This window comes from Vibrio sp. Vb1026 (genome assembly GCF_033338745.1).
GTDB lineage: Bacteria > Pseudomonadota > Gammaproteobacteria > Enterobacterales > Vibrionaceae > Vibrio > Vibrio alginolyticus.
In genome coordinates, this window is the sequence record NZ_JAWOTH010000001.1 from 382,276 (window position 1) to 405,656 (window position 23,381).

General features: G+C 44.8%; 19 protein-coding genes. 11 read left to right on the forward strand and 8 right to left on the reverse strand.

The annotated features are described in order from the left end of the window. Positions 1 to 47: 47 nt before the first annotated feature. Positions 48 to 1,739 carry an L-lactate permease gene (locus tag R7E47_RS01760; protein ID WP_005375111.1) on the reverse strand — a complete coding sequence of 564 codons (1,692 nt, stop codon included), beginning with the start codon at positions 1,737 to 1,739 and terminating at the stop codon, positions 48 to 50. A gap of 162 nt (positions 1,740 to 1,901) precedes the next feature. Here R7E47_RS01760 and R7E47_RS01765 point away from each other — a divergent pair, with 162 nt between their 5' ends. Together R7E47_RS01765 and R7E47_RS01770 are read left to right on the forward strand one after the other, a co-directional pair. Continuing rightward, positions 1,902 to 2,801 (forward strand): LysR family transcriptional regulator, encoded by a 900-nt coding sequence (locus R7E47_RS01765; RefSeq protein ID WP_005375112.1) that lies wholly within the window; start codon positions 1,902 to 1,904, stop codon positions 2,799 to 2,801. 120 nt (positions 2,802 to 2,921) lie between these two features. Next, positions 2,922 to 4,955: a prolyl oligopeptidase family serine peptidase gene (locus R7E47_RS01770; protein WP_318083634.1), complete on the forward strand. Its 2,034-nt coding sequence runs from the start codon at positions 2,922 to 2,924 to the stop codon at positions 4,953 to 4,955. Positions 4,956 to 5,197: 242 nt separating this feature from the next. Here R7E47_RS01770 and R7E47_RS01775 read toward each other — a convergent pair whose 3' ends face one another. Both R7E47_RS01775 and R7E47_RS01780 read right to left on the reverse strand, forming a co-directional pair. Next, a complete protein-coding gene (locus R7E47_RS01775; RefSeq protein WP_318083635.1) occupies positions 5,198 to 6,829 on the reverse strand; it encodes an ABC transporter ATP-binding protein in 1,632 nt (543 codons plus the stop codon). Between the two features lie 85 nt (positions 6,830 to 6,914). Continuing rightward, a complete protein-coding gene (locus R7E47_RS01780; RefSeq protein WP_005375116.1) occupies positions 6,915 to 7,412 on the reverse strand; it encodes a hypothetical protein in 498 nt (165 codons plus the stop codon). Between the two features lie 187 nt (positions 7,413 to 7,599). Here R7E47_RS01780 and R7E47_RS01785 point away from each other — a divergent pair, with 187 nt between their 5' ends. From R7E47_RS01785 to R7E47_RS01795, 3 genes are all read left to right on the forward strand, one after another. Continuing rightward, positions 7,600 to 9,960: an ATP-binding protein gene (locus R7E47_RS01785; protein WP_318083636.1), complete on the forward strand. Its 2,361-nt coding sequence runs from the start codon at positions 7,600 to 7,602 to the stop codon at positions 9,958 to 9,960. Between the two features lie 293 nt (positions 9,961 to 10,253). Continuing rightward, complete coding sequence (locus R7E47_RS01790) at positions 10,254 to 11,882, forward strand: methyl-accepting chemotaxis protein (protein ID WP_017635484.1); 1,629 nt, start codon at positions 10,254 to 10,256, stop codon at positions 11,880 to 11,882. A gap of 397 nt (positions 11,883 to 12,279) precedes the next feature. After that, the gene (locus R7E47_RS01795) at positions 12,280 to 13,239 is read left to right on the forward strand and encodes a porin (protein ID WP_151515316.1); all 960 of its coding nucleotides are present in this window, start codon (positions 12,280 to 12,282) and stop codon (positions 13,237 to 13,239) included. A gap of 124 nt (positions 13,240 to 13,363) precedes the next feature. Here the strand turns inward: R7E47_RS01795 and R7E47_RS01800 are convergent, their stop codons facing one another. Continuing rightward, positions 13,364 to 14,110, reverse strand: coding sequence for a flagellar brake protein (locus R7E47_RS01800; protein ID WP_054702577.1), 747 nt, complete (start codon positions 14,108 to 14,110; stop codon positions 13,364 to 13,366). A gap of 127 nt (positions 14,111 to 14,237) precedes the next feature. Here R7E47_RS01800 and R7E47_RS01805 point away from each other — a divergent pair, with 127 nt between their 5' ends. Continuing rightward, positions 14,238 to 14,513 carry a GNAT family N-acetyltransferase gene (locus R7E47_RS01805; RefSeq protein WP_054702574.1) on the forward strand — a complete coding sequence of 92 codons (276 nt, stop codon included), beginning with the start codon at positions 14,238 to 14,240 and terminating at the stop codon, positions 14,511 to 14,513. Beyond that, positions 14,510 to 15,487, forward strand: coding sequence for a phosphotransferase (locus R7E47_RS01810; protein ID WP_318083813.1), 978 nt, complete (start codon positions 14,510 to 14,512; stop codon positions 15,485 to 15,487). The genes R7E47_RS01805 and R7E47_RS01810 overlap by 4 nt, the downstream gene beginning before the upstream one ends. 46 nt (positions 15,488 to 15,533) lie before the next feature. On the opposite strand, the gene R7E47_RS01815 is transcribed toward R7E47_RS01810, so the two are convergent. Then, positions 15,534 to 16,034 (reverse strand): GNAT family N-acetyltransferase, encoded by a 501-nt coding sequence (locus R7E47_RS01815; protein ID WP_017820512.1) that lies wholly within the window; start codon positions 16,032 to 16,034, stop codon positions 15,534 to 15,536. A gap of 395 nt (positions 16,035 to 16,429) precedes the next feature. Here R7E47_RS01815 and napG point away from each other — a divergent pair, with 395 nt between their 5' ends. The 4 genes from napG to R7E47_RS01835 all read left to right on the forward strand — a co-directional run bounded on the left by napG (position 16,430) and on the right by R7E47_RS01835 (position 19,923). Further along, positions 16,430 to 17,200 (forward strand): ferredoxin-type protein NapG, encoded by a 771-nt coding sequence (gene napG, locus R7E47_RS01820; protein ID WP_064376387.1) that lies wholly within the window; start codon positions 16,430 to 16,432, stop codon positions 17,198 to 17,200. Further along, complete coding sequence (napH, locus tag R7E47_RS01825; RefSeq protein WP_318083637.1) at positions 17,200 to 18,054, forward strand: quinol dehydrogenase ferredoxin subunit NapH; 855 nt, start codon at positions 17,200 to 17,202, stop codon at positions 18,052 to 18,054. Before napG ends, napH begins: the two co-directional genes overlap by 1 nt. Before the next feature lie 199 nt (positions 18,055 to 18,253). Next, entirely contained in the window at positions 18,254 to 19,435 is a 1,182-nt protein-coding gene (locus R7E47_RS01830) for an MFS transporter (RefSeq protein WP_005375129.1), read from the forward strand. Positions 19,436 to 19,641: 206 nt separating this feature from the next. Beyond that, positions 19,642 to 19,923 carry a YrhK family protein gene (locus R7E47_RS01835; RefSeq protein WP_025768568.1) on the forward strand — a complete coding sequence of 94 codons (282 nt, stop codon included), beginning with the start codon at positions 19,642 to 19,644 and terminating at the stop codon, positions 19,921 to 19,923. A gap of 122 nt (positions 19,924 to 20,045) precedes the next feature. Here the strand turns inward: R7E47_RS01835 and R7E47_RS01840 are convergent, their stop codons facing one another. The 3 genes from R7E47_RS01840 to R7E47_RS01850 are packed head-to-tail and all read right to left on the reverse strand — an operon-like array spanning position 20,046 to position 23,176. Beyond that, the gene (locus R7E47_RS01840) at positions 20,046 to 20,885 is read right to left on the reverse strand and encodes an energy-coupling factor transporter transmembrane component T family protein (protein WP_136976847.1); all 840 of its coding nucleotides are present in this window, start codon (positions 20,883 to 20,885) and stop codon (positions 20,046 to 20,048) included. After that, a complete protein-coding gene (locus R7E47_RS01845; protein WP_318083638.1) occupies positions 20,882 to 22,621 on the reverse strand; it encodes an ABC transporter ATP-binding protein in 1,740 nt (579 codons plus the stop codon). Before R7E47_RS01845 ends, R7E47_RS01840 begins: the two co-directional genes overlap by 4 nt. A gap of 6 nt (positions 22,622 to 22,627) precedes the next feature. Further along, positions 22,628 to 23,176 (reverse strand): ECF-type riboflavin transporter substrate-binding protein, encoded by a 549-nt coding sequence (locus R7E47_RS01850; protein ID WP_005375133.1) that lies wholly within the window; start codon positions 23,174 to 23,176, stop codon positions 22,628 to 22,630. Positions 23,177 to 23,381: the final 205 nt, after the last annotated feature.

Consider the following 23,381-nt stretch of genomic DNA (forward strand, 5'->3'; position numbering starts at 1 on the left):
AGACAGCTGTGTCAAATTAGGCAGGGCTGTAAACCCTGCATTTCGCGTTACTTCATTAAGACATCTGTCATTTGGAAGCCATAAATCAGCACCAATCCAATAATGCCTGTCATTACAATGTAGTAGAACGTAGGGATAATCGTCTTACGCAATGTTGCGCCTTCTCGACCAAGCAAACCTACCGTGGCTGATGCGGCAACAACGTTGTGAATCGCAATCATGTTACCTGCGGCAGCACCGACGGCTTGGAGTGATACAACAATCACACTCGAAATAGACAACGTTTGTGCCACTTCGAATTGGAACTGGCTGAACATCATATTTGATACCGTGTTTGAGCCAGCGATGAACGCACCCAGTGCACCAACGGTGGCACTCAGCGCTGGGAACGCAGAACCAACAAGGTCAGAGGCGAAGTTTGCGGTTGTGACGGGCATACTTGCTAGGTCAGCACCGTTGATGCCTGAGTTGATAAAGATACGAACCATCGGAATGGTAAACACCAAGACAAAACCCGCCCCAATCAGTGTTTTGCTTGACTCGCCAAACGCTTCACGCAATGGCTTTACACTACCGCTTTGTAACATTGCAGCAAGTAGTGCGACAAACACCAGAATGCCACCAGGAAGGTATAACGGCTGAATCGCAGCGCTAACGCCAGTCTCACCAAGAATGTTGCTGAACGACAAACTTACGCTTTGTACAAAGCCTTTCAGCTCAGGGCTTACGCGGCTTGCGACGAGAATAACTGCCAGCATTACATATGGAACCCAAGCTTTTACGATGCTCATTGGCTTGCCCGGATTGTCGTTTAGATCGACTTTTAGCGAACCTAACCACTCTGCAGGCCATTTGTCTTCGCTTTCGAAATCCCACTTAGTCTTTGGTACTAAAAAGCCTTTTTTCGCTGCGGTAACAACGATAGACAGACCAACCAAACCACCGATAAGTGAAGGAAACTCTGCGCCCAAGAATACGCCGGTTAACGCGTATGGAACGGTGAAAGAGACACCAGCGAATAGCGCAAATGGTAGAATATCCAGGCCTTCACTCCAGCTTCTGTTCTTGCCGAAAAAACGTGTTAACATCATCGCCATTAATACTGGGATCATCGTACCTACGACTGCGTGAATGACAGCAACGTGCGCTGTGATATCTTGCAGGTACATTTCCCACGTTGCACCTTGTGCGGCCAACGACTCACTGATGTTATGCGTGTCTAAACCTTTGTTTACACCTACGATGATAGGCGTGCCTACCGCGCCGAATGAAACAGGCGTAGACTGAATCATCATGCCCATTAGGACAGCGGCTAGCGCAGGGAAGCCGATTGCAACCAGCAGTGGTGCAGCGATTGCTGCCGGGGTACCGAACCCAGATGCGCCTTCAATGAACGAGCCAAAGCACCAAGCAATGATGATGGCTTGTACACGGCGGTCAGCCGAAATATCGGTAAATCCATTACGGATTGTGGTGATCGCTCCAGTGTGTTTTAAAGTGTTGAGCAAGAAGATGGCACCAAACACGATCCATAGAACAGAGACAGTAATGCCCAGTCCTTGGAATACGGAAGCCAGTACGCGATTGGCTGACATATCCCAAAACATAAGTGCGATAGCGACGGTTAGACCGAACGCAACAGGCATGGCTTTTTTAGCAGGCCAGTTGAGACCAACCAATAAGATGGCGGCAACAACAATTGGCGAAAATGCCACTAGGGCAAGTAGGGTTTCACTCATTTGTACATCCTTCGTACGCTGACTTCTCGAACGGTGTCAATCCGCTGTAGAGGTGACTTTTTGTTGTAATGGTTTTGTTAATTTGGCGTGAATTTACTCCTTTATTTTTTGTTGATATAGGGAAATAATGAAAATAATTAATTCCAAAAGTGACATAATGGTATGAGAGCAGACGACTTAATCCTATTTTCTCAAGTAATCGAACTTGGCAGCTTTAGTAAGGTTGCAGAGGCAAATAACCTTACAAATTCGGTAGTTAGCAAAAGAATGGCGAGGTTGGAGGAAGAAATAGGGGCTCAGCTATTATATCGAACAACGCGCAAATTAACCTTGACCGAGGCAGGTAAGGTGTTACTCCACAGTGCTAAAAATGTGAAGCAGGCCACTCAGGAGGCTATGGATGCTGTTGCAGGCTTTGGAGAGAATGTGAGCGGTCATATAAAAATGTCCGTGCCGTGTATCTCTGGAGATTTGATACTTGCTGATGCTGTTGCCGAGTTTTGTAACCTTCATCCGGGTCTGACCGTGGATATGTCATTGGATAATCGCTTTGTCGATTTAGTGGCTGATGGTTACGATTTAGTCATTCGAACTGGCTACCTAGCCGACTCTAGTTTGATCGCACGACATATTCTCGATTCCCAATGGGTGGTATGCGCGTCACCTTCTTATATTGCGAAAAATGGGAAACCGATCGAGCCGATTGATCTCACCACGCACAATTGTCTGCAATACGCTTACCAAACCACAGGTGCAACGGATTGGGAGTTTAAAGGAGAAGATGGCAATTACATCGTCAAAGTATCGGGCTGCTTTTCTACTGATAACGCGACCGCATTACGTAAAGCCGCTCTGGGCGGCCATGGTATTGCTTACGTCCCGCGCTGCTTGGTGTATCACGATATTCGTAACGGTCAACTGGTGGATATTTTTCCTGAATTAGTAGGTAAAAAGTTGGGTATCTACGCGGTGTATCCGTTTACTCGTCAACCACCGAACAAAGTGAAGTTGCTTATTGAGCACATTCGTGACCGATACTTAACGATATCTCATTATTTCTAGGTTCTTCATAGATTTAAAACAATGTCGTTGAAATCAAAATTGGGTGCTCTAAGGTAATCACCGCAATAAAACGATTGAAGATAAACAACTTAATAAAAACAACGGAGTAACACGGACGTTATGCATTACCCAAAAACACGTAAAGATTCTGTCGTGGACACTTATTTTGGTCACGACATTGCCGACCCTTATCGCTGGTTAGAAGATGATCGCAGTGAAGAAACCGCTCAATGGGCTTCGGGTCAAAATTCGGTCACCTTCGATTTCCTTGGTCAGATACCGTACCGCCAACAAATCCGTGACTTAGTGGCGAACAGTCAAAACTACGAAAAATATTCCCAGCCATTTGTACGTGGTGACTACACCTACTTCTACAAAAACGACGGTTTGCAAAACCAAAGCGTATTGTATCGACGTAAAGGCGAGGGAGAAGCCGAGGTTTTCCTTGATCCAAATACTTTCTCCGAAGAGGGCACGACCTCTCTTGGCGAAGTCAGCTTCTCTAAAGACTACCGTTTGGTCGCGTATTCCATCTCGGAAGGGGGCAGTGATTGGCGTAAGATCTTTGTCATTGATACGGAAACCAAAGAACAGTTAGAGCCTGAGATTGTTGATGCGAAGTTTACGTCGATTTCTTGGCTGGGCAGCAAAGGCTTCTATTACTCAAGCTACGATAAGCCGCAAGGCAGTGAGTTGTCTGCTCGAACTGAGCATCACAAGCTTTATTATCATGAACTTGGTACCCCTCAATCTGAAGATAAAGTGATTTTTGGTGAGTTGGATACGCAAGTTCATCGTTATGTGTCTGGTACGACGACGACAGATGATCGCTTCCTCATTATTTCTGGCGCAGAATCTACATCGGGTAATCGTCTGTTTTATATCGATTTACAGTCTGACTCCCAAGCAATTGTGACGCTGCGCGATACAACGCAAGGCGACACCTACTTAATTGATAGCCAAGACGCAACCTTGCTGCTTTACACCAACCTAGACGCGCCGAATGGCAAAGTTGTCAGCTACAACACTCAGACAGAACAATGGGCTGACGTGATTGCTGAACAAGAACAGCCGTTAGAAATCAGCAAAGGTGGCGGTTATCTGTTTGCGACTTATATGGTAGATGTGCTTTCTAAAGTGCAGCAGTTTAACTACCAAGGTGAGTGGATTCGAGATGTACAATTGCCGGGAGAAGGCACGGCTTATGGTCTGGCGGGTAAAAAAGAAGAAACCACACTTTATTACACATTCACTAACTACGTGACGCCTCCGACGATCTTCTCATTTGATGTCGAATCTGGTGGTTCGACACTGTTTCAGGAATCAAAGGCACCGTTCGATCGTAATGAGTATGAATCAAAACAGGTGTTTTACACCTCAAAAGACGGCACGCAAGTTCCGATGATCATTTCATACAAGAAGGGCGTTGCACTTGATGGTAGAGCACCAACCATGTTGTATGCTTACGGCGGTTTTAACATCAGCCTTACTCCAATGTTTTCTGGCAATGTAGCCAACTGGCTAGAGTTGGGTGGTATATACGCTGTCGCCAACATGCGAGGCGGCGGTGAATACGGTAAAGCCTGGCACAACGCAGGCACTCAGCAGCAAAAGCAAAACGTGTTTGATGACTTTATTGCGGCGGCGGAATACCTGATTGAAAACGACTACACTAGCTCGGATCGCCTAGCGATTCGCGGTGGTTCTAATGGTGGTTTGTTAGTTGGAGCGTGTATGACGCAACGCCCTGAACTATTCAAAGTCGCGCTGCCTGCGGTTGGCGTGCTTGATATGCTGCGTTATCACACGTTTACTTCTGGAGAAGGCTGGAAGTATGACTATGGCACGTCGGAGCAAAGTGAAGCGATGTTCCAATACTTGCTTGGTTACTCTCCTGTTCACAATGTAAAAGAAGGCGTGCAATATCCTGCTACCTTGGTGACAACTGCTGATCACGACGACCGAGTTGTGCCAGCACATTCGTACAAATTTATTGCGGAGCTGCAAGACAAACAGCAAGGCGCTAATCCAGTATTAATACGCATTGATGTCAATGCAGGTCATGGTGCAGGAATGCCGCTGAGTAAGCAAATTGACCTCACCACAGACGTGTATGCATTTACGTTACATAATATGGGTATTGAGTCGATTTAATGCCCTAGTTGTTCGAAGCTTCTGAGAATAAAAAAATGCCGCGACAGTGTCGCGGCATTTTTCATGGTTGGGGGAACTCAATTCATACTGTTTGCCAGTATTTGAGCCAGGTTGACTAAGTCTGACTCTTGAACCAACCAGTCTCGGCGGCCAAACCGAAAGGCAGCTACGCCATTCTTAAGACAAGATGAATTTATCACCTTTTCTTAATCCTAGTTTATGAATATGAAACTGTGATGAACCTAAGCCGCATTGTGCTGATTTTCACTGTTTTCAAGATCAAATGAGGCATCTATCAGTTTTTTCGTGTAGTCATTTTTAGGGTTTTGGAAAATCTTTTCGGCCGTACCTTGTTCCATGACCTCGCCCTTTTGCATGACTAGAACACGATCAGAGAGTGCTTTAACTACTGATAGATCGTGGCTAATAAACAAGTAGCCAATATTGTGTTTTTTCTGCAAATCTTTCAGAAGGTCAATCACTGTCAGTTGCACCGAGCGGTCTAATGCAGAGGTTGGCTCATCAAGCAGAATAAACGAAGGTTCAAGGATCAGTGCTCGCGCGATAGCAATACGCTGACGCTGGCCTCCTGAAAACTCGTGCGGATAACGGTTGATGGACGCGGGATCTAAGCGGACCTCACGGAGCACGTCGCGCGCTTTCTGCATACGTTCTTTTTTACTCAACATTGGTTGGTGGACAGTTAATCCTTCTGTGATGATCTCGCCGATAGTCATACGAGGAGAAAGCGAACCATAAGGGTCTTGGAATACCATCTGAACGTCTTTTTTCAGCTCAAAACGTTCTTTGTTTGTCAGCAAGGCCATATCTTGGCCTTTATATTCTATTTTGCCAGTTGAGGGCAGTAGACCTATCAAAGCTCGGCCGAGTGTAGACTTACCTGAACCGGACTCCCCAACGATCCCGAGGGTCTCTCCTTGTTTAAGCTCAAGAGAAATGCCTTTTACCGCTTCGAAGTACTCATTCTTGCTCGCAATAAAATGCGACTTTACCAAGAATTTGACTCGTATATCGTCGGCCTTTAAAAGCTGTGTAGCACTTTCGCTAATAGGCTCCTTACTGCCTTTAGGAATCGAGTTGATTAGCATACGTGTGTATTCGTGCTTTGGGTCCTCGAAGAGTGTTTGCGTTTCGCCTTCTTCGACGACTTCTCCTTTACACATCACAATGACACGATCTGCAAAGTGTTTTACGACGCCTAAGTCATGAGTAATAAATAGGATTGCCATGCCCATCTGAGCCTGAATTTCTTTAATCAGGTGCAACACTTCTGCTTGAACCGTGACATCCAACGCTGTTGTAGGTTCGTCGGCGATCAAAATATCGGGCTCGTTAATCAGTGCCATCGCAATCATGATGCGTTGCAATTGACCACCAGAAAATTCGTGTGGGTACTTGTTGTACGCTTTTTCTGGGTTTGGCATATGAACCAATTCAAACAGCTCTAACACCTTTGCTTTTGTTGTTCGTCTGTCGACCGGGCGGTGACACATGATGGCCTCAGCGACTTGGATACCCACCCGCATGTACGGGTTTAGTGAGGTCATCGGCTCTTGAAAAATCATGCCAATGCGATCACCGCGAATACTTTGCATTTCACGCTCTGTTTTATCCAAGATGGAGCTACCCTCAAACATGATGGATGAGCTTTCATGCAAAATAGCGTTGTCTGGCAGTAGTTTCATCAGTGCATTGGTTGATACTGACTTGCCAGAGCCAGATTCGCCAACGATGGACAGCGTCTCGCCTGCTTTTAAATCGAAGCTAACATTCTTTACTGCATCGACGATCCCATCGTTTGTCGTAAAGCTGACTGATAGGTTGTTCACCGAAAGAATGGTTTTAGAAGACATCACAGATCCTTGTGGTTGATAAAGCAAATGATACTCAAACAATGGACAGCATAAACCTAGCTGGCCTCAATGCTAGAGCTTTAGATTAATTATACAGGTGAGAAGGCGAAGATTTTGCCGAACTCATTGCTTGCAAATGTAAGAACTGCTCATGCGCGCGCGTTACGTGCTCGAGTTCTATCATCCATTGAGCATTACGTTGGGCAGAGCAAAATGCCGCCATGTGAGCTAACAAGTCTTCGCTCTGTTGACCAAGTAGGTGACCCACGCGCTCAATCAGTTCATGGCTCTCTAGCTGCAAAAATTGAAATAGCGCGTAAGTTTGATTGAGTATTGAGAACGCATCATGTTGTAAGCCGAGTTTGTTGAGAATCTCTGATTGCGTCACGCTGGCATCTCTAAGCCCCGTAATGAGACATACAAACTGGCAAGGTTTAGTTTGTGCATTTTCTAGCGCTAAATGAATGTGGTTGGGTAGATTGTTGAGCACGTCGTCATATAAACGATGAGCTTCTGGCCAATGGCCTTGTTCCATCAGTTGCTCCGCTTTTAAGTAGCGCATCCAGCATTGCTCAATATTCATATCCATCTCCACAACATTTGATTTGTTTAGATATTAAATGAAATTGATTATCAATTGCAAGTGCGTGTTAATATCACTTGTGTGTTCATAAAATGTCCAATCAATCTAGGGTGGAAGGTAAATCACTTAAAATTAAGCAAATAATCTCTACACTCAAATAACGAAAATAAGAAAAAAGGAAGTGGATATGGCAATACTAAGATTGGAAGCTAAGCAGCTATATTCTGTAGCAGATCTAGAGAATATGCCATGTAAGTCGACCAAGGAGTTACCTCCAATTGATGAAATCGTGGGCCAAGAGCGCGCGCAAAAAGCGGTCGAGTTTGCGATGTCCATCAAAGAGAAAGGGTATAACATCTACGCCATTGGTCAGAATGGGCTAGGTAAACGCACCATGATCTTGCGCTATCTGAATCGTCACCAGCACGATGCAGCAGCCCTGTTTGATTGGTGTTACGTTGCGAACTTTGAGGATACCCGTACACCAAAGGTATTAAAGTTGCCTTGTGGTATCGGAAATAAGCTACGTGTTGATATTGAAGCTTTAATGGGCAAATTATTGAATGCTTTACCCCTAGCATTCGACAATGAAATGTACTTTAGCCGCGCTGAGCGATTAAAAAATCAATTGGCAGCTAAGCAACAAAACGAGCTGGATCGTATTAGTCGAGAGGCAAAAGAAAAGGGCATCAGCCTAACACTGACTACGCAGGGGGATTATCAGTTTGTCGCCATGAACGGTGATGAGCTTCATACGGAAGAGTCTTTTGATGTACTAAGCAAAAAAGAACAAGAGCAATTCAGCGATGCTATTGATGAACTCGAAGTGAGATTGCGCTCGATGGTTCGTGAGCTTACGGAGTGGGAAGAGACATACAGCGATAAAATCAAAAAGCTCAATGATGAAGTGACACTTGATGTGATTACTCACTTCATCAAAAAACTCAAAGTGGATTACGCGCAATATTCCGAAATCAAAACCTACTTAACTGAGCTGCAAAAAGATATTGTTGAAAACGCAGATATCTTCCTTGACCAAAGTGGCGAGCAAGGCGAAATTGCGACGGCATCCTTGGATAAAAAATTGCCACGTCGTTATAAAGTGAACGTCTTGGTAAGCCGTAAAAGCAGCGAATTTCCTATCGTTGTTGAAGAAAACCCCAACTATCATTCACTCTTCGGGTCGATTGAGACTGCCACTTTCAAGGGAACGGTGTTTACCGACTTCTCGCTGATTCGCGCAGGGAGCTTGCATAAGGCGAATGGCGGCGTTCTATTAATGGATGCTCAGAAAGTACTTGAACAGCCTTACGTTTGGGATGGTTTGAAGCGCGCATTGCGTGCTCGTCAATTGAGTTTTACGTCTCTAGAAAAAGAAGTCACATTGACGGGGGCGGTATCACTCGATCCTGAACCGATTCCGCTTGATATCAAAATCATCTTATTTGGTGATTACCGAACTTACCAATTACTCCAACATTACGATCCAGAGTTCAGCGAGTTGTTCCGCGTGACGGCAGATTTCGAAGACGAAATGAAACGTACGCCGGAGTCTGAGCTGCATTACGCGCGCTTTATCTCTAGCGTGGTGCATGACAACAATATGCTGCATTGCGATCGCAAAGCCATTGCTCGAATCATCGAATACAGCTCACGTTTGTCTGGCGACCAATCCAAGCTATCTCTACATTCGGCTAATATCGCCAACTTGCTTCGAGAGTCGAACTACGTAGCTCGTCAAGCCAACTCCAACATGATTCGTATTGGGCATGTTGAAGAGGCGCTCAATAACCAAGAAATGCGAGTAAGCCGATTACGCGATAACGTAATGGAAACCTTTATTAACGGCACAACGCTGATTCGCACCGAAGGAGAAGCCTTAGGCCAAGTCAACGCACTTTCGGTATTGAGCACTAGTGACTACATGTTTGGTGCACCGAATCGCATCACAGCGACGACGTGTTACGGTGATGGGGATGTTATCGATATCGAGCGCAGCGTGGATTTGGGTGGCAGTATTCACTCTAAGGGCGTGATGATTTTGTCTGCCTACTTATCTTCCGTATTTGGTAAAACGGCACGAGTGCCATTAACGACCACCATTACCTTTGAGCAATCTTATGGTGGTGTTGATGGTGATAGTGCCAGCATGGCTGAGTTATGTGCGGTTGTGTCTGCTTTTTCAAAGCAACCAAACCGACAAGACATTGCGATAACAGGGTCGATGAATCAATTTGGTCAAGCTCAGCCTATTGGTGGCGTAAACGAAAAGATCGAAGGCTTTTATGATGTGTGTGTAATTAAAGGTCGTCATGACGGGCAGGGGGTCATTATTCCGCGCTCTAATGTTCACAATCTAATGCTTCGTTCCGACATCGTGAAAGCAGTCGAAAAAGGCGAGTTTAATATTTGGGCGATTGACCATGTTACTGAAGCTATCGAATTGTTTACGGGGAAAGTTGCTGGTGAGCCAACCGATGAAGGCTCTTATCCAATCGATACCATTTTTGGCCTTGCTCAAGCTAAGCTCAATTCGTTGAGAAAATAGGCTGAAACCGTCCTAAATGTGAATGTATCTCATCATAAGTGATCATAATTTATCATAACGACAATATCCCGACGCCACTGTCGGGATATTGTCAATAACAGATTGAAAATGGAGAGTTTTTGTACTAGACAAAAGTGTGATCGACCTCTAATATTCGCCACTTGTTTATTCGTCTGGGATTTATCCCGTCGCAAGGAAGCATAGATATTCAAACTGCCGAAAAGTAACGTTGTTATAGGCACTGCTCGAGTTTGTTTGGATATAGACATCACGCATACAACTGAGGCCCTGTCATGCAGTTATCACTGAAAAATTTGTCAGTACGAACGCAAATTTTGGTTCCGGTATTATTTACCGCGATTGTTTTGTTTATTGCTCTTTGGATTACTAAAAACAATCTTCAAGCAGAGCAAGATGTTATTGCTTCCAACCAAGAATCTTTGGTTTTTCACAAAGACACATTGGCGAGTATTGACGACCAAATTTACCCTCTGCGCATAAGCGCGGTTTACGCTATTTACGATGCTTCTCGTCGTGAGAATTTTCTAACCGAATTGAAAGAAGGCTTAAAGCAAGTTGATGCCGATTTAAGCGCAATTGAAGCCCGAAACCTATTCCGTGACGATGCCATTAAAGTTCGCCAAGCAATTGAATCCTATGTGCGATATTCAGAGCGCTCAGTTGCTTTCTTCAACCAATACGATCAAGGTTTGAAATCGGATAGCGAGTACCGTGCATTTGTCAAAGAGTATCGCAATGTTGGCCGAGAAATGGTCCAACAAATTAACACGCTATCAAAGCATGTAAACGAGCAAGCTGAACAATCTACTATCAGAAGCCATCAGCAAAATGAACGTGTGCAAAATAACGCTATGTTGACGGTTTTAGCGGTATTTGCTTTCTCACTGATAGGCGCTTGGTTCCTATCTGGCATGATTGTTACACCAATCCAAAAACTGCAAGAAGTGATGCGTCAGTTAGCAATGGGTAATCTATCAGTACGTGCAGATGTCGATGGGGACAATGAGATCTCTAAGCTGAGCAAAGATGTAAACCAAACCGCAGAGCAGTTATACAACACTGTGGACCAGTTAACCCGTATTAGTGAGGAAGTTGCATCTGCATCGACCGAATTAGCTGCAGTAATGACGCAAGCGGAAGCGAACGCTCAACAAGAGTTGGCGGAGATCGAGCAAGTTGCATCTGCGGTTAACGAGCTTGCAAGCACTGCGAATAATGTGAGTGATAACGCGACCTCTGCTGACGCAACTGCGCGTGAAGCTGATGGACTTGCTCAATCAGGTTTGGCTATCTTCCAAGAAAGTGCGGAAGCAAGTGCGCAAATGTCTCAAGCATTGAACGATGCAGCGCAAGTTGTTTTGCGTCTAAAAGAGCAATCTGTACAGATCAACGATGTTATTGAAGTGATTCGCGGCGTATCTGAGCAGACCAACTTGCTAGCATTGAATGCTGCGATTGAAGCGGCGCGAGCTGGTGAATCTGGTCGTGGTTTTGCGGTAGTAGCTGATGAAGTACGCATGCTAGCAGCGCGTACTCAAGACTCGACACAAGAGATCCAAACGATCATTGAAGAGCTTCAAGCGCAGTCTGGGCTGGCGAATGACAGTATGCAAGTCAGCCTTGATATGCTTAGCCGCAACAACGAGCTGACGCAACAAGCGAATGAAGCGTTGGTTGGAATTACCGAGTCGGTCGCCAACATCAACGATTCAAACACGCAAGTAGCAACCGCAGCCGAAGAGCAGTCTCAAGTTACTCAAGATATCAATCGCAACGTGGTTAACATGTCGGAGCTTGTAAACCAAAATGTAGCGGGCATCAGCCAGAGTGCAAGTGCGAGTACTGAGCTTTCATTACTTGCAGAGAAGCAGAAAGAGCAATTAAGTTTCTTTAAGCTTTAATTCATCATCTACTTATCAAATCTCTAAATCCCTGAGTGAATGCTCAGGGATTTTTTTGTTTGTAATAATCGGATTTATTATCAATAAGTCTATCTAAAACAGTCAGTTAACAAGATTTTTTTGCGGGCAATATCACGTTTTGTGATATTGTTTTTACATTTTTTTCGTCAATTTTTTTTTGACGCGAACATTTTTTTTAACTCAACCGATAACTTGATGGTTGAGAGGTATTCATATCGTCATTTTAAGTGGTGTTTTCTTCTATAAGTGCTGTTTATTCAACACGTTGCGTGAAAAATAACAGCTGCTACTATGCCGCCAGTTTTCTCGTTGGTACAGAAAAGTCCTGTTTTTCTGGTGAGAAAACACATATAAAACAATGATATGGAAAATAACAATGAAATTAAAAACTTTAGCTGTAGCAGTGGCGCTAATGGCATCAGGATCTCAAGTTGTCGCTTCAGAACTATACAACCAAGATGGCACTTCTCTTGAGATGGGCGGCCGCGCTGAAGCGCGTCTTTCTATGATGGATGGTAAGGCAGAAGACCGTACTCGCATCCGTCTTAACTTCCTAGGCAAACAGGAAATCAATGAAAACCTATACGGCGTTGGTTTTTGGGAAGGTGAGTTCAAAACAAAAGAAGAAGGTGCCGTAGATAACAATAGTGATCTTGAAACTCGTTACGCTTATGCGGGTCTGGGTGGCAAATACGGTGAAGTAACTTACGGTAAAAACGACGGCGCACTAGTGGTTCTTACTGACTTTACTGACATTATGGCTTACCACGGTAACACAGCAGCACTTAAACTGCCTGTTTCTGACCGTACAGATAACATGCTGTCTTACAAAGGCCAATTCGAGCAACTAGCTGTACGTGCTAGCTACCGTTTTGCTGATCGCACAACAGATGCACAAGGCTTTACAGACAACGAGGAAGATGGCTTCTCTCTATCTGGTGTTTACGCGTTTGCTAACACTGGTTTTGAACTAGGTGCTGGTTACGCAGATCAAAACGACAGCGATGAGTTCATGCTGGTAGCTGCATACTCTGTAGGTGACTTCTACTTCGCTGGTAACTACACTGGCGCGGATATGGATGTTGCAGGCAAGACTCTTGATTACAAAGGCTACGAACTAGCTGCTGCTTACACTATGGGTCAAACTGTATTCACTTCTACGTTCAACAAAGGTGAACTAGAAGACGCAGATACTGTAGAAAACCTAGCTGTTGATGTAACTTACTACTTCAAGCCTAACTTCCGTGGCTACGCATCATACAACTTCGATCTAATGGATAACGAAGGCGCTGATGAAAAAGATGAGCTAGCGCTAGGTCTACGTTACGACTTCTAAGTCATGACTCTTATCTAAGATACTGCCTTATTCTTAGTAAATAAAAACCCCTTACTGAAAAGTAAGGGGTTTCTTGTTTTCTAGCACTTCAAAGCTTCTTGATAAGCGATAGGGGTTATCAAATCTATCTTTTTAGTGTGAGCTTAGTACCATCAAATTTGAGGTGACTGAGGAGGTTTTTAGCGTTGTTTTTACCAACCTCATCAAACTCCATTCCGTAGCGAGCATAGTGCGTTGATTTTTGTAAATTACAAATACGACCTCGCAATGGCGCTAGCATACGACTCTCTCCGGGCATCGTTAGATCCAATGAAACGTGGTCACCAACCTGAAGTGGCCGGCTCATTGGTGATGTTACAAAACGACAGCCACTACGAGATAAATCTCTTATTTCGCATTCAGTTCGATAGGCTTCTAAACAAACACGCGCTCTCAAATTTACTTCGTAACGTACTTCTTTGCGAAGCTGAAAGACCTGCATAGTGTTGGGTAGGTCTAGCACCAAAATTGGGTACGGTTCGCCTAGTCGATGCTGTAATTGGGCCCTAAATGGGATAACGGCCCCTTCACCTCGATGAGAGTAGGCTTTTACATTGATCCAAAAGCCTTCTTGAAAATAGAACTTCAAGTCTTCATCGGAGATGTTCGGAACCTCTATCAATGCAGTATTATTTGAGTGACAGCCAACAAATGTGCTGGTTGTAATAAACTTTGTACCAACGGGGGTGGTGACGTTTAAGCTCACTTCACTGCCGTGTTCGACCATTGCCATTGCATCGGTGCTATTTAATGTACTTGCCTGACGTTCTGGTGCCTTCTTGTTTTGCAGAGGTAGCTTGCCGTCTCTGGCAATTGGGCTCATATTTCTCATTATAATTGTCGTACCTGATGTAAGAAGGTAATCGCGTGAGGCGAAGAAGCACTCTCGCATGGTATCGATTTTATTCAGTGATATAGTTTGATTCAATCAATCTGTAACAAAAATTAGAGAGCAAGATATGCATGAAGTAACTCATGAAGCCACGAATAGTACATTCTGGGTTGATTTAGAGCAGGGCTATAAAGCCAAGGTGATTTACCAGCTTGAGGGTAATGTCATGCACATTACATCAACGGTTGTTCCTGAAGCACTGCGAGGTAAGGGGTACGGAAAAGTGATGATGGAAGCGGTGTTGCCAGAAATTGAGTCACTCGGTTATCAAATCAAACCAGTTTGCCCATATGTTATTCACTATATGGAGAAGAACCAAACGTGGTCACATCTGCTCGCATGATGAGTAACAACCACCAACGCTACCAAACTATTGGCCAGGAACTCAATCTAGGTAATTACCGCTCTGTAGAAGTCATACAATCGCTATGGGGAGGCTATGGAGAGTTAGTCCGAGTTACTTATTCTACTCGTTCGGTGATCATTAAGCATGTAAAACTCCCTAAGCCTTCAGAGCATCCTAGAGGCTGGAATACGGACCGTTCTCATCAAAGAAAGTTGCATTCTTATCAGGTGGAAGTGAATTGGTATGAGTATTTTTCCGGAGGGGTGGATACTCGCTGCCGAGTACCACAAGGTCTAAAAACGTTCCAATCGGAGAATGAATGGCTCATTGTGATGGAAGATCTCGCCGAGGTGGGCTTTCCAAAAGTCATCACAGATGCACAGCTAGAGCATCTACAAGCCTGCCTCGCTTGGTTGGCGAACTTTCATGCGCGATACATTGATGTTCGTTCGGATAAGTTGTGGCATACCGGAACATACTGGCACTTAGCAACCAGACCCGATGAGCTTGAAGCATTGCAAGACACTGAGCTACAAAATGCGGCTCAATTGATTGATCAAACGCTTTCGCAAGCTAAGTTTAAAACACTAGTACACGGTGATGCCAAATTGGCGAACTTCTGTTTTGATGAAGAAGAATCAAGCGTTGTTGCGGTTGACTTTCAATACGTTGGATGTGGGTGTGCAATGAAAGATGTGGCACTGTTTATGAGTAGCGCCGTTAAGCCAGAACGTTGTGCAGAGATGGAAGTTTGGGTTTTGGATACGTATTTTGCTCAGTTGCAACACGCGCTAATGGTCTATCAACCGAATCTTGACCCTAATGAAGTCGAGCGTGAATGGCGTCCTTTGTTTGCTGTGGCTTGGGCAGACTTTCAGCGATTTGTGAAAGGTTGGAGTCCCGACCACTGGAAGATCAATCCCTACACAGAAGCATTGACTCGCAGAGCGTTGGCTTACTTACGAAAGTGAGTCGAAGTTTAAAAAGAAAAGCCTCCAATTAGTAGGAGGCTTTGTTTTATCTTTGGCCTGGTCTGATGCGCGCCATGTAATAGGTATTGATGAATTCACCATCACGGAAGGAACCGTCAATCGCTTCACCTTCAATTTGAAATCCATGCTTTTTATAAAGCCCAATGGCGGCGTCGTTATCGGCATTGACCTCTATCTGAATTCTTCTCACATTTAACCAGTTATCTGCTAGTTCAGTGACTGTTTCTATCAATTTGCTACCAATACCGAGTCCATGGAAACTATCATGTACTCCGATGCCAAACGATGCAGTGTGCATCGTTCTTGGACGTAGAGAGTGGTGAAAGCCAATATTTCCGACGACTTTACCATCAATTTCAGCGACATAGCTATAAACACCATCAGGTATGTTTGACAACCTTTCCACCCACATCGCGAGCGAAGGCTTTGGGAGTTGCAGGGTTTCACGTTGTGCTTTTGGTTGTGAATAGATTTCTACGAGTGCCGCTGCGTCTTCGACGGTCGTTGGACGTACGATAATTTCCATGCCTCTCTCCTTCGCTTTTTAGTTTTAATTTTTAATCTAACCACAGTTTTCTTATTTGGATAGTGTTTTTTTATGTTTAATGGATAAATGCCTTTTAAATTAGCTTGTTATGATGTGTTTTTTTGAATTTTTAGTAGTGATTTGTCATCGAATTGAACGAGTAGATTGCAAAGGTGTTGAATTATTGTACTGAGAATGGCGCGTACTGCAGAGTATCGTGGTGAATTTCATGTCGCAGTAAATAAACGCATTTAGTCAAACTGTGACGACGGCACTGTGCGTCAGTTGACTTGAATCAATAGAGGATGGAGTTACCTCCTATGAGGTATAGGGAAACGACACGTTTAGGGCTATTTATGCTTAACTTGATAAGGGAGTTTTGTTGAGGAAATAGCATGAAATCCTCTCAGTCTAAAATATCGCAAAGTCGGCGCCGATTTTTGCGTGATACAGCTCGGACTGCGGCTGGTGTTGGCGCAGCTGCGTGTGTATTGGGCTTACAATCGCTACAAAGCCAAGCTCGAGAAACCAAAGGTGTGCCTATTCGTCCGCCTGGTGCACTGCCGGAAGGCGATTTCGAATCAGCTTGTATTCGATGTGGCTTGTGTGTTCAGGCATGTCCTTACGATACCTTGAAACTTGCGACATTACTTTCACCCGTCGCGACTGGCTCACCTTACTTTACTGCACGCGATATTCCCTGCGAAATGTGCGAAGACATTCCTTGTGTTGTCGCTTGTCCGAGTGGGGCGCTGGATCCGAAACTAACCGATATTGATGATGCTCGAATGGGTACAGCGGTTCTTATTGACCATGAAACTTGCCTTAACTGGCAAGGGTTACGATGCGACGTTTGTTATCGCGTTTGTCCGCTGATTGATGAAGCCATCACGTTAGAGATGGTTCACAACGATCGAACTGGCTATCACGCCAAACTTATCCCTACAGTGAATTCCGAAGTGTGTACCGGATGTGGTAAGTGTGAACAAGCGTGCGTGTTGGATGTCGCTGCTATTAAAGTCGTCCCGACGGATTTGGCGAAAGGCAAAGTGGGCAGCCACTACAATTTTGGTTGGAAAGAGCTCGACAAACCACTCGAAAATATCCTCCCTAGTGAGACGCCTGTGCCGGAAGGTGCGCTTGAATCGCTAAAAGGAGGTAAGTAATGGCAAAGAATTTAGCTCAAAATGCTGGCAAAGAAGCGCTTGAAAAGCTTGGTTGGTGGCGCGCGCATCGGTTTTTGATTTTACGTCGGCTATGTCAGTTCACCATCATTGCGCTATTTATGGCTGGGCCGACGCTGGGAATTCTAACTGGTAATCTGTCATCAAGTATGTTGCTCGATACCGTGCCGTTAAGTGACCCGTTAATCGTGCTTCAAGCTTTGGCGACAGGGCATGTTCCGGAGTTTAATGCGTTGTTAGGCGTAGTGATTGTCGTGGTGTTTTACGCGATTTTGGCGCCGCGCGCATTTTGTGCTTGGGTGTGCCCGTTGAACATCGTGACAGACTTGGCGGCGTGGTTGCGTCGAAAGTTCAACATTAAAGCGAGCTATCGTTGGTCTCCCGTGATTCGTTATTGGCTGATCCCTGTTTTGATGTTGGGCAGTGCGCTATCTGGCGCGATTCTTTGGACATGGTTAGATCCAGTTGCGGCACTGCATCGCGGGTTGGTGTTTGGTATGGGCGCAGGTTGGGTGCTAATCGCCCTAGTGTTTGTGTTGGATTTACTCTTGGTTGAGCATGGGTGGTGTGGGCACTTATGTCCACTGGGGGCTACCTATGGCGTGATAGGCCGAAAAAGCCTGTTGCGCGTTAGTGCTGTTCGGCGCGAAGATTGCACCAAATGCATGGATTGCTTTTACGTTTGCCCAGAACCAGAAGTGCTTCGGCAGCCTTTGAAAGAGGGAGATCGTCGAGTTATGAATCAAAACTGCATTAGCTGTGGCCGTTGTTTGGATGTGTGTCCAGAACATGTGTTTGAATTTAAAAATCGCCTATCAGTAAAAGTCATTGATTAAGCCACTGAGCACATTTACTCATGCTTTAGTTCTCTTGATACTTGAACATCGCGCTTAGCCAAGGAATTGAGTGCGATGTTTATCTTCATAACAATATTCCTCAGCCATATCAGCTTGCTCTGGGTTGAAAATAATAATGATATTGCGAATTTGTTACATTTAAAGCTATGATGATGCCTTCATATTTAAAGGAAACATCATGACTACCTCATCGCACGGCTGGAGAACGCCGCAAAATTTCCTCCTGTTAATTTCCATTATCGTGCCCATTGCTTTTTCTACCTGGATGGCGTTGTTGAACAACTTTGTTATAGAGAAAGCAAACTTTGATGGTGCCGACATAGGCCTATTGCAAAGTGTGCGCGAAATTCCGGGTTTTTTGGCCTTTACCGCCGTGTTTGTATTGCTGTTTATCCGAGAGCAACGCTTTATGCTCGTCTCTTTGGCGATGCTTACGCTTGGTACGGCATTAACAGGTTATTTTCCCACTTTGTACGGTCTACTTTTTACAACCTTGTTAATGTCCACCGGCTTCCATTACTTTGAAACACTCAAGCAGTCTTTGTCTTTACAATGGCTATCTAAAGAAGAAGCGCCAGAAATGCTGGGTAAGTTTATTTCTGTTGGAGCTTTGGCTTCTCTGTTTACCTACGGCGCCATTTGGGTTTCGCTCGAACAGCTCAAACTTGATTTTAAAACGGTCTATTTAATGGCTGGTGGTTTAGGTTTTGTGCTCATTTTGGTGATGGCATTTGCCTTCCCACAATTTAAGACAAAAGTGCCTCAGAACAAGAAGCTCATCCTGCGTAAACGTTACTGGTTATACTATGCGCTTACGTTTATGAGTGGAGCACGCCGTCAAATTTTTACGGTGTTCGCTGGTTTCTTGATGGTAGAAAAGTTTGGTTACTCCGCCGCAGATATTACGTTGCTGTTCCTGATTAACTATGTCTTTAACTTCTTGTTTGCGAAGCGAATAGGCCGTTTTATCGGCGTTGTAGGTGAGCGCAAAGCGTTGATGTTTGAATACGTCGGTTTGATCTTCGTGTTCGTCGGGTACGGTTTGGTGCAAACGGCAGAGTGGGCGGCAGCATTGTATGTTGTCGATCATTTATTTTTCGCGTTAGCGCTTGCGATTAAAACCTACTTCCAGAAAATTGCCGATCCTGCCGATATGGCGTCGACCGCAGGCGTTGCGTTTACGATTAACCATATTGCTGCAGTTGTAATACCTGTTACGTTTGGTGTCATCTGGCTTGTTTCACCTGCGAGCGTATTTTACATCGGCGCTGGTATGGCAGCAGTGAGCTTGCTGTTGTCACTCAATATTCCAGCGAAGCCGGAAGAAGGCAACGAAACTCGCTTGTTGAAGTGGAGTTAAGTTGGTACTCACTATCTAATCATTAAAGCGAATACCTGTAATTAGACTCGCTAAAAAGGGTGCTTATGCGCCCTTTTCTTTTTATTGCAAATAGATAATCCCTCCAATGGTTGTCAATGCATGCCACGTCCGTTAGGGTTTAGAACTAAGTATTTCGAAATAACTTGGGCATAACTGACGCGAAACAATAAGAGGGGAGCTATACAGTGCAGATACATGGCAGAGAGTTGGATTTAGATCTAGGTAGCCGTCACATCGTTATTCAGCGCCGCTATGAGGCGTTAGGTGCTGCAAACGACCTACTCATTGCTATTTGGTTTTTAATTGGTAGCTTTTTCTTTTTGAATGATTCGTTGATTGAAAGTGGTACTTGGCTTTTCATCGTGGGCAGTGCGCAGTTGATCATTAAGCCCCTGATAAAACTGATGAGTTTAGTTCATGTTGGTCGTTTAAATAAGCAACTTTCTGGCACATCAGCGAGCCGCTGAAATTACCGCTTCTTTTGAACACTCGCAAGCAAGAAGCCAACAGGCGAGTTATCGAGGGGAAAGCGGGAAGATAACGTGTTCGCAATACTAAGCACGTTATCTTCTGTTTGAAACTTAAGAATTTAGAACGGATACCAGAACAGTTGTGTGTCGATAACACGCTTGCTGATCGCCGCAATCACTATCACCGCAATCCCAGCCATGCAGATCATATCGGCTTTGGTCAGTGGTTTTAAGCTGTACCAAGTGCGAGAGGAGTGACGACCAAACCCACGTAGCGTCATCGCGTTTGAGATTTGATCGGCTCTGTCCAAACTAGAGAAAATCAGAGGGCCAAGAATCTTTGCCACGTTCTTCATACGAGTGAGCAACGGAGCCTTCTTACTCAGTTCTACTCCGCGTGCTTGTTGCGCGTGCATGATGTTAACAAAGTCCTTTTTCACTTCCGGCAAGTAGCGCAGCGTTAAGCTCACAGCATAGGCGATTTTGTAAGGCACACCTAAACGGTTCAAGCTGGCTGAAAACTCTGTCGGATGAGTGGTAAATACAAACACCAACGCGATTGGGAACATGCTGAAGTACTTCAACGTCACTGTTACTAGGTAAAACAATGTCTCTTGAGTGAGCGAGTAATTACCGGGTAACGAGAGTAAAACCGTTGATGAACCCATGAACTCAGTACCTTGTTGCGGTGCTAACGCGAACATAAACAGGGCATTGATCAGTAATACCGTGCCTGTACCGAATAACAGCGGTTTGTAGACATGAAAGGGCACTTTGGTCATTTTCAATAAGCCCAAACCCAGCACGATCAACAGCGCGATGATTCGCAAGTCAAATGTGGTCAATACCACCGTTACCCAAGCAATGAAAAGCAAGAACTTAGTAATGCCATTCAACTTATGAAGTGGCGATTGGGTATCGATGTAGTTGATACCAAACTTCATTTTGTTGTCTTTCATGCCACTGCTTTCTCTAGTTGGTTTACGTCGTCGCTTTTTTGTTGGCGGTGCGCTTTTTCTACATTGATAAAATGCTGCATAAAGCCATTGGTGTCCTCGATACCAACTTTCGTAGCCAACTCAAACAAACTTGTGGTAGTGAGGTTTGCTTGGTCTAGTAGCTCTGGACTGCTGAATACCTGCGTCATTGGTGCATCCGCGACTAATTTACTGTCTGCAATCACGATAGAGCGCGAGGTGTATTCCAACACTAAATGCATGTCATGAGAGATGATCATTACGGTTACGCCCAACTCGCGATTGAGCTTTTCGATGAAACTCAGCATAGACGTGTAGTTTCGATAGTCCTGACCTGCCGTCGGTTCATCAAGGATCAGAAGCTCTGGTTCCAAGACCAAAATTGACGCAATGGTTACGCGCTTTTTCTGGCCATAACTCAATGCTTCGATTGGCCAGTGACGGTATTTGCTCAAACCGCACAGCTCTAGGACTTCAAGTACTTTAGCGTCTATTTGTTTCTCTTCAACGCCACGATTACGGAGGCCGAAGGCCACTTCGTCGAAAATCATGTGATGGGAAATCATGTGATTCGGGTTTTGCATCACCACACCCACTTTCTGGCTACGCTCGAAGATGGTCAGTTCGTTAAGATCTTGACCATTCATGCTCATTGAGCCGCTATCCGCTTCAATAACGCCCATAATCAGTTTGGTGATGGTCGATTTACCCGAGCCATTTTTGCCAAGTACAGAGACAAACTCGCCACGCTTGATGTCAAAACTCACGTCTTCTAACGCGTTTTTCTCACCGTCGTAAGAATAGGTGAGGCCACGGACTTCAAGCAAAGTCTCGGCTGGCGTTTTGGGCGGTTGTGCTGTTGAACCATCAAACCATGCTTGTACTGCCGGTTTATATAGCTCCAATGGTAAGGTAGTTAAGCTAGAAGGTTTTGCATCGCCCTCAATCGCGCAGCCTGCTTCTTTCAGTGCTGAAATATAAAGCGGTTCGCGGATGCCGTAATCTTCTAGCAGAGGCGACGCTAAAATTTCATCTGGCGTTGTATCGGTAATGATTTCGCCGCTTTCCATCAAGATAATACGGTCAACGGAGCAATGCAGAACGTCTTCAAGACGATGCTCAATGATTACGATGGTTTTGTCCGTTTCGCGGTGTAGATCATCGATGATCTCGATGGTTTTTTTACCCGTTTTAGGGTCAAGCGCAGCTAGTGGTTCATCAAACAAAAGGATATCGACGTCATCGACGAGAATGCCCGCCAAAGAAACACGCTGTTTCTGCCCGCCAGATAAATCGTGGGGTGAGCGTTCTAGCATCTGTTCCAAGTCGACCATTTTGGCCGTGGCTTTGACCAATGGGTACATGTCGATGTTAGAAGTTAGCTGGTTTTCCAGCGCAAATGCAATGTCTTCGCCAATGCTCAAACCGACAAATTGGCTGTCCGTATCTTGGAGTACGGTGCCAACTTGCTCAGTGTATTGGTGCATGTCGAAAGGGGCGGTGTCTTGACCATTGATGGTCAATGTTCCACTGGTTTCCCCTTTGATTGCGTGTGGGATCAGTCCGTTAAGACATTGCCCAAGAGTAGATTTACCACTACCACTTGGACCGATAATGACGATTTTCTCTCCTTTCTCTATCCTTAGATTGATATTTTTTAGCGTCGGTTTGTCCAGCGACTCATATCTAAAAGAGAAGTTAGAAAATTCGATTGTCATTCGACATTAAGCCTCTGTTAAGTTACGGCTTTGCTTGTTACGTTTAGCGACAGACTTAAGAATGAAGAAGCCAACAATAGCAATAAGAATGGTGTTACCGATCGCGATAATAGAAAGCTGGGTAAACACTTTAGTGAACGGTTCTGCGTATAAAATCGTGTCGAGGAATGCAGAGCAACCGTAACCAAATACGTTGCCTAATAGCGCAAGTACTACGAATAACGCGAAGTCTTTCATATTGAAATCACCTTTCTCCAAACGGTAGCGCGTTAGAGAAGGGAATAGACCGATAATCAAACCAACGATACCTGAACCAAGTACCCAAGTGAGCCATACGCCCCAACCTGCAAATAGGTCAGTAACCCAGTGACCAATAAAACCAACCAAGAAGCCAACAAGTGGTCCAAATAGTACTGAGAACAATGCTAATACTGCCATTGCTGGTTTTAGCGTTGTGTTTGCAAACACAGGGATGCCAAACATAGGTAAGCCGCCGATACCGTAAAGAGCAGCACCGATTGCAATAACCACAACAGTTTTAGCGGAAAGATTCATAGATAACCTCAGTTCAATAGTCGATTTTAAAGAACGTTCATTTATATTGTTGGAAAGCGTTAGTTATTTGATTGTGTAACATATATTCAAAACAACCAAGCTGCTTATTGTTTGCTCTATTTTTCTTCAGGAAATGTGTGATTTGATTCACGCATCCCTTTGACTGGCTTTGGTTTTAGCAAGCATTAAAAATAAGGCGCGCATT

What these genes read in the sequence shown, in the direction of transcription:
- R7E47_RS01800 (WP_054702577.1), bottom strand. Translation starts at nt 14,110, where the DNA reads ATGAGAAATATGAGCCCAATTGCCAGAGACGGCAAGCTACCTCTGCAA.
- R7E47_RS01760 (WP_005375111.1), bottom strand. Translation starts at nt 1,739, where the DNA reads ATGAGTGAAACCCTACTTGCCCTAGTGGCATTTTCGCCAATTGTTGTT.
- R7E47_RS01850 (WP_005375133.1), bottom strand. Translation starts at nt 23,176, where the DNA reads ATGAATCTTTCCGCTAAAACTGTTGTGGTTATTGCAATCGGTGCTGCT.
- R7E47_RS01780 (WP_005375116.1), bottom strand. Translation starts at nt 7,412, where the DNA reads ATGAATATTGAGCAATGCTGGATGCGCTACTTAAAAGCGGAGCAACTG.
- R7E47_RS01810 (WP_318083813.1), top strand. Translation starts at nt 14,510, where the DNA reads ATGATGAGTAACAACCACCAACGCTACCAAACTATTGGCCAGGAACTC.
- R7E47_RS01830 (WP_005375129.1), top strand. Translation starts at nt 18,254, where the DNA reads ATGACTACCTCATCGCACGGCTGGAGAACGCCGCAAAATTTCCTCCTG.
- napG (WP_064376387.1), top strand. Translation starts at nt 16,430, where the DNA reads ATGAAATCCTCTCAGTCTAAAATATCGCAAAGTCGGCGCCGATTTTTG.
- R7E47_RS01840 (WP_136976847.1), bottom strand. Translation starts at nt 20,885, where the DNA reads ATGAAAGACAACAAAATGAAGTTTGGTATCAACTACATCGATACCCAA.
- R7E47_RS01795 (WP_151515316.1), top strand. Translation starts at nt 12,280, where the DNA reads ATGAAATTAAAAACTTTAGCTGTAGCAGTGGCGCTAATGGCATCAGGA.
- R7E47_RS01845 (WP_318083638.1), bottom strand. Translation starts at nt 22,621, where the DNA reads ATGACAATCGAATTTTCTAACTTCTCTTTTAGATATGAGTCGCTGGAC.
- R7E47_RS01815 (WP_017820512.1), bottom strand. Translation starts at nt 16,034, where the DNA reads ATGGAAATTATCGTACGTCCAACGACCGTCGAAGACGCAGCGGCACTC.
- R7E47_RS01785 (WP_318083636.1), top strand. Translation starts at nt 7,600, where the DNA reads ATGGCAATACTAAGATTGGAAGCTAAGCAGCTATATTCTGTAGCAGAT.
- R7E47_RS01775 (WP_318083635.1), bottom strand. Translation starts at nt 6,829, where the DNA reads ATGTCTTCTAAAACCATTCTTTCGGTGAACAACCTATCAGTCAGCTTT.
- R7E47_RS01770 (WP_318083634.1), top strand. Translation starts at nt 2,922, where the DNA reads ATGCATTACCCAAAAACACGTAAAGATTCTGTCGTGGACACTTATTTT.
- R7E47_RS01805 (WP_054702574.1), top strand. Translation starts at nt 14,238, where the DNA reads ATGCATGAAGTAACTCATGAAGCCACGAATAGTACATTCTGGGTTGAT.
- napH (WP_318083637.1), top strand. Translation starts at nt 17,200, where the DNA reads ATGGCAAAGAATTTAGCTCAAAATGCTGGCAAAGAAGCGCTTGAAAAG.
- R7E47_RS01765 (WP_005375112.1), top strand. Translation starts at nt 1,902, where the DNA reads ATGAGAGCAGACGACTTAATCCTATTTTCTCAAGTAATCGAACTTGGC.
- R7E47_RS01790 (WP_017635484.1), top strand. Translation starts at nt 10,254, where the DNA reads ATGCAGTTATCACTGAAAAATTTGTCAGTACGAACGCAAATTTTGGTT.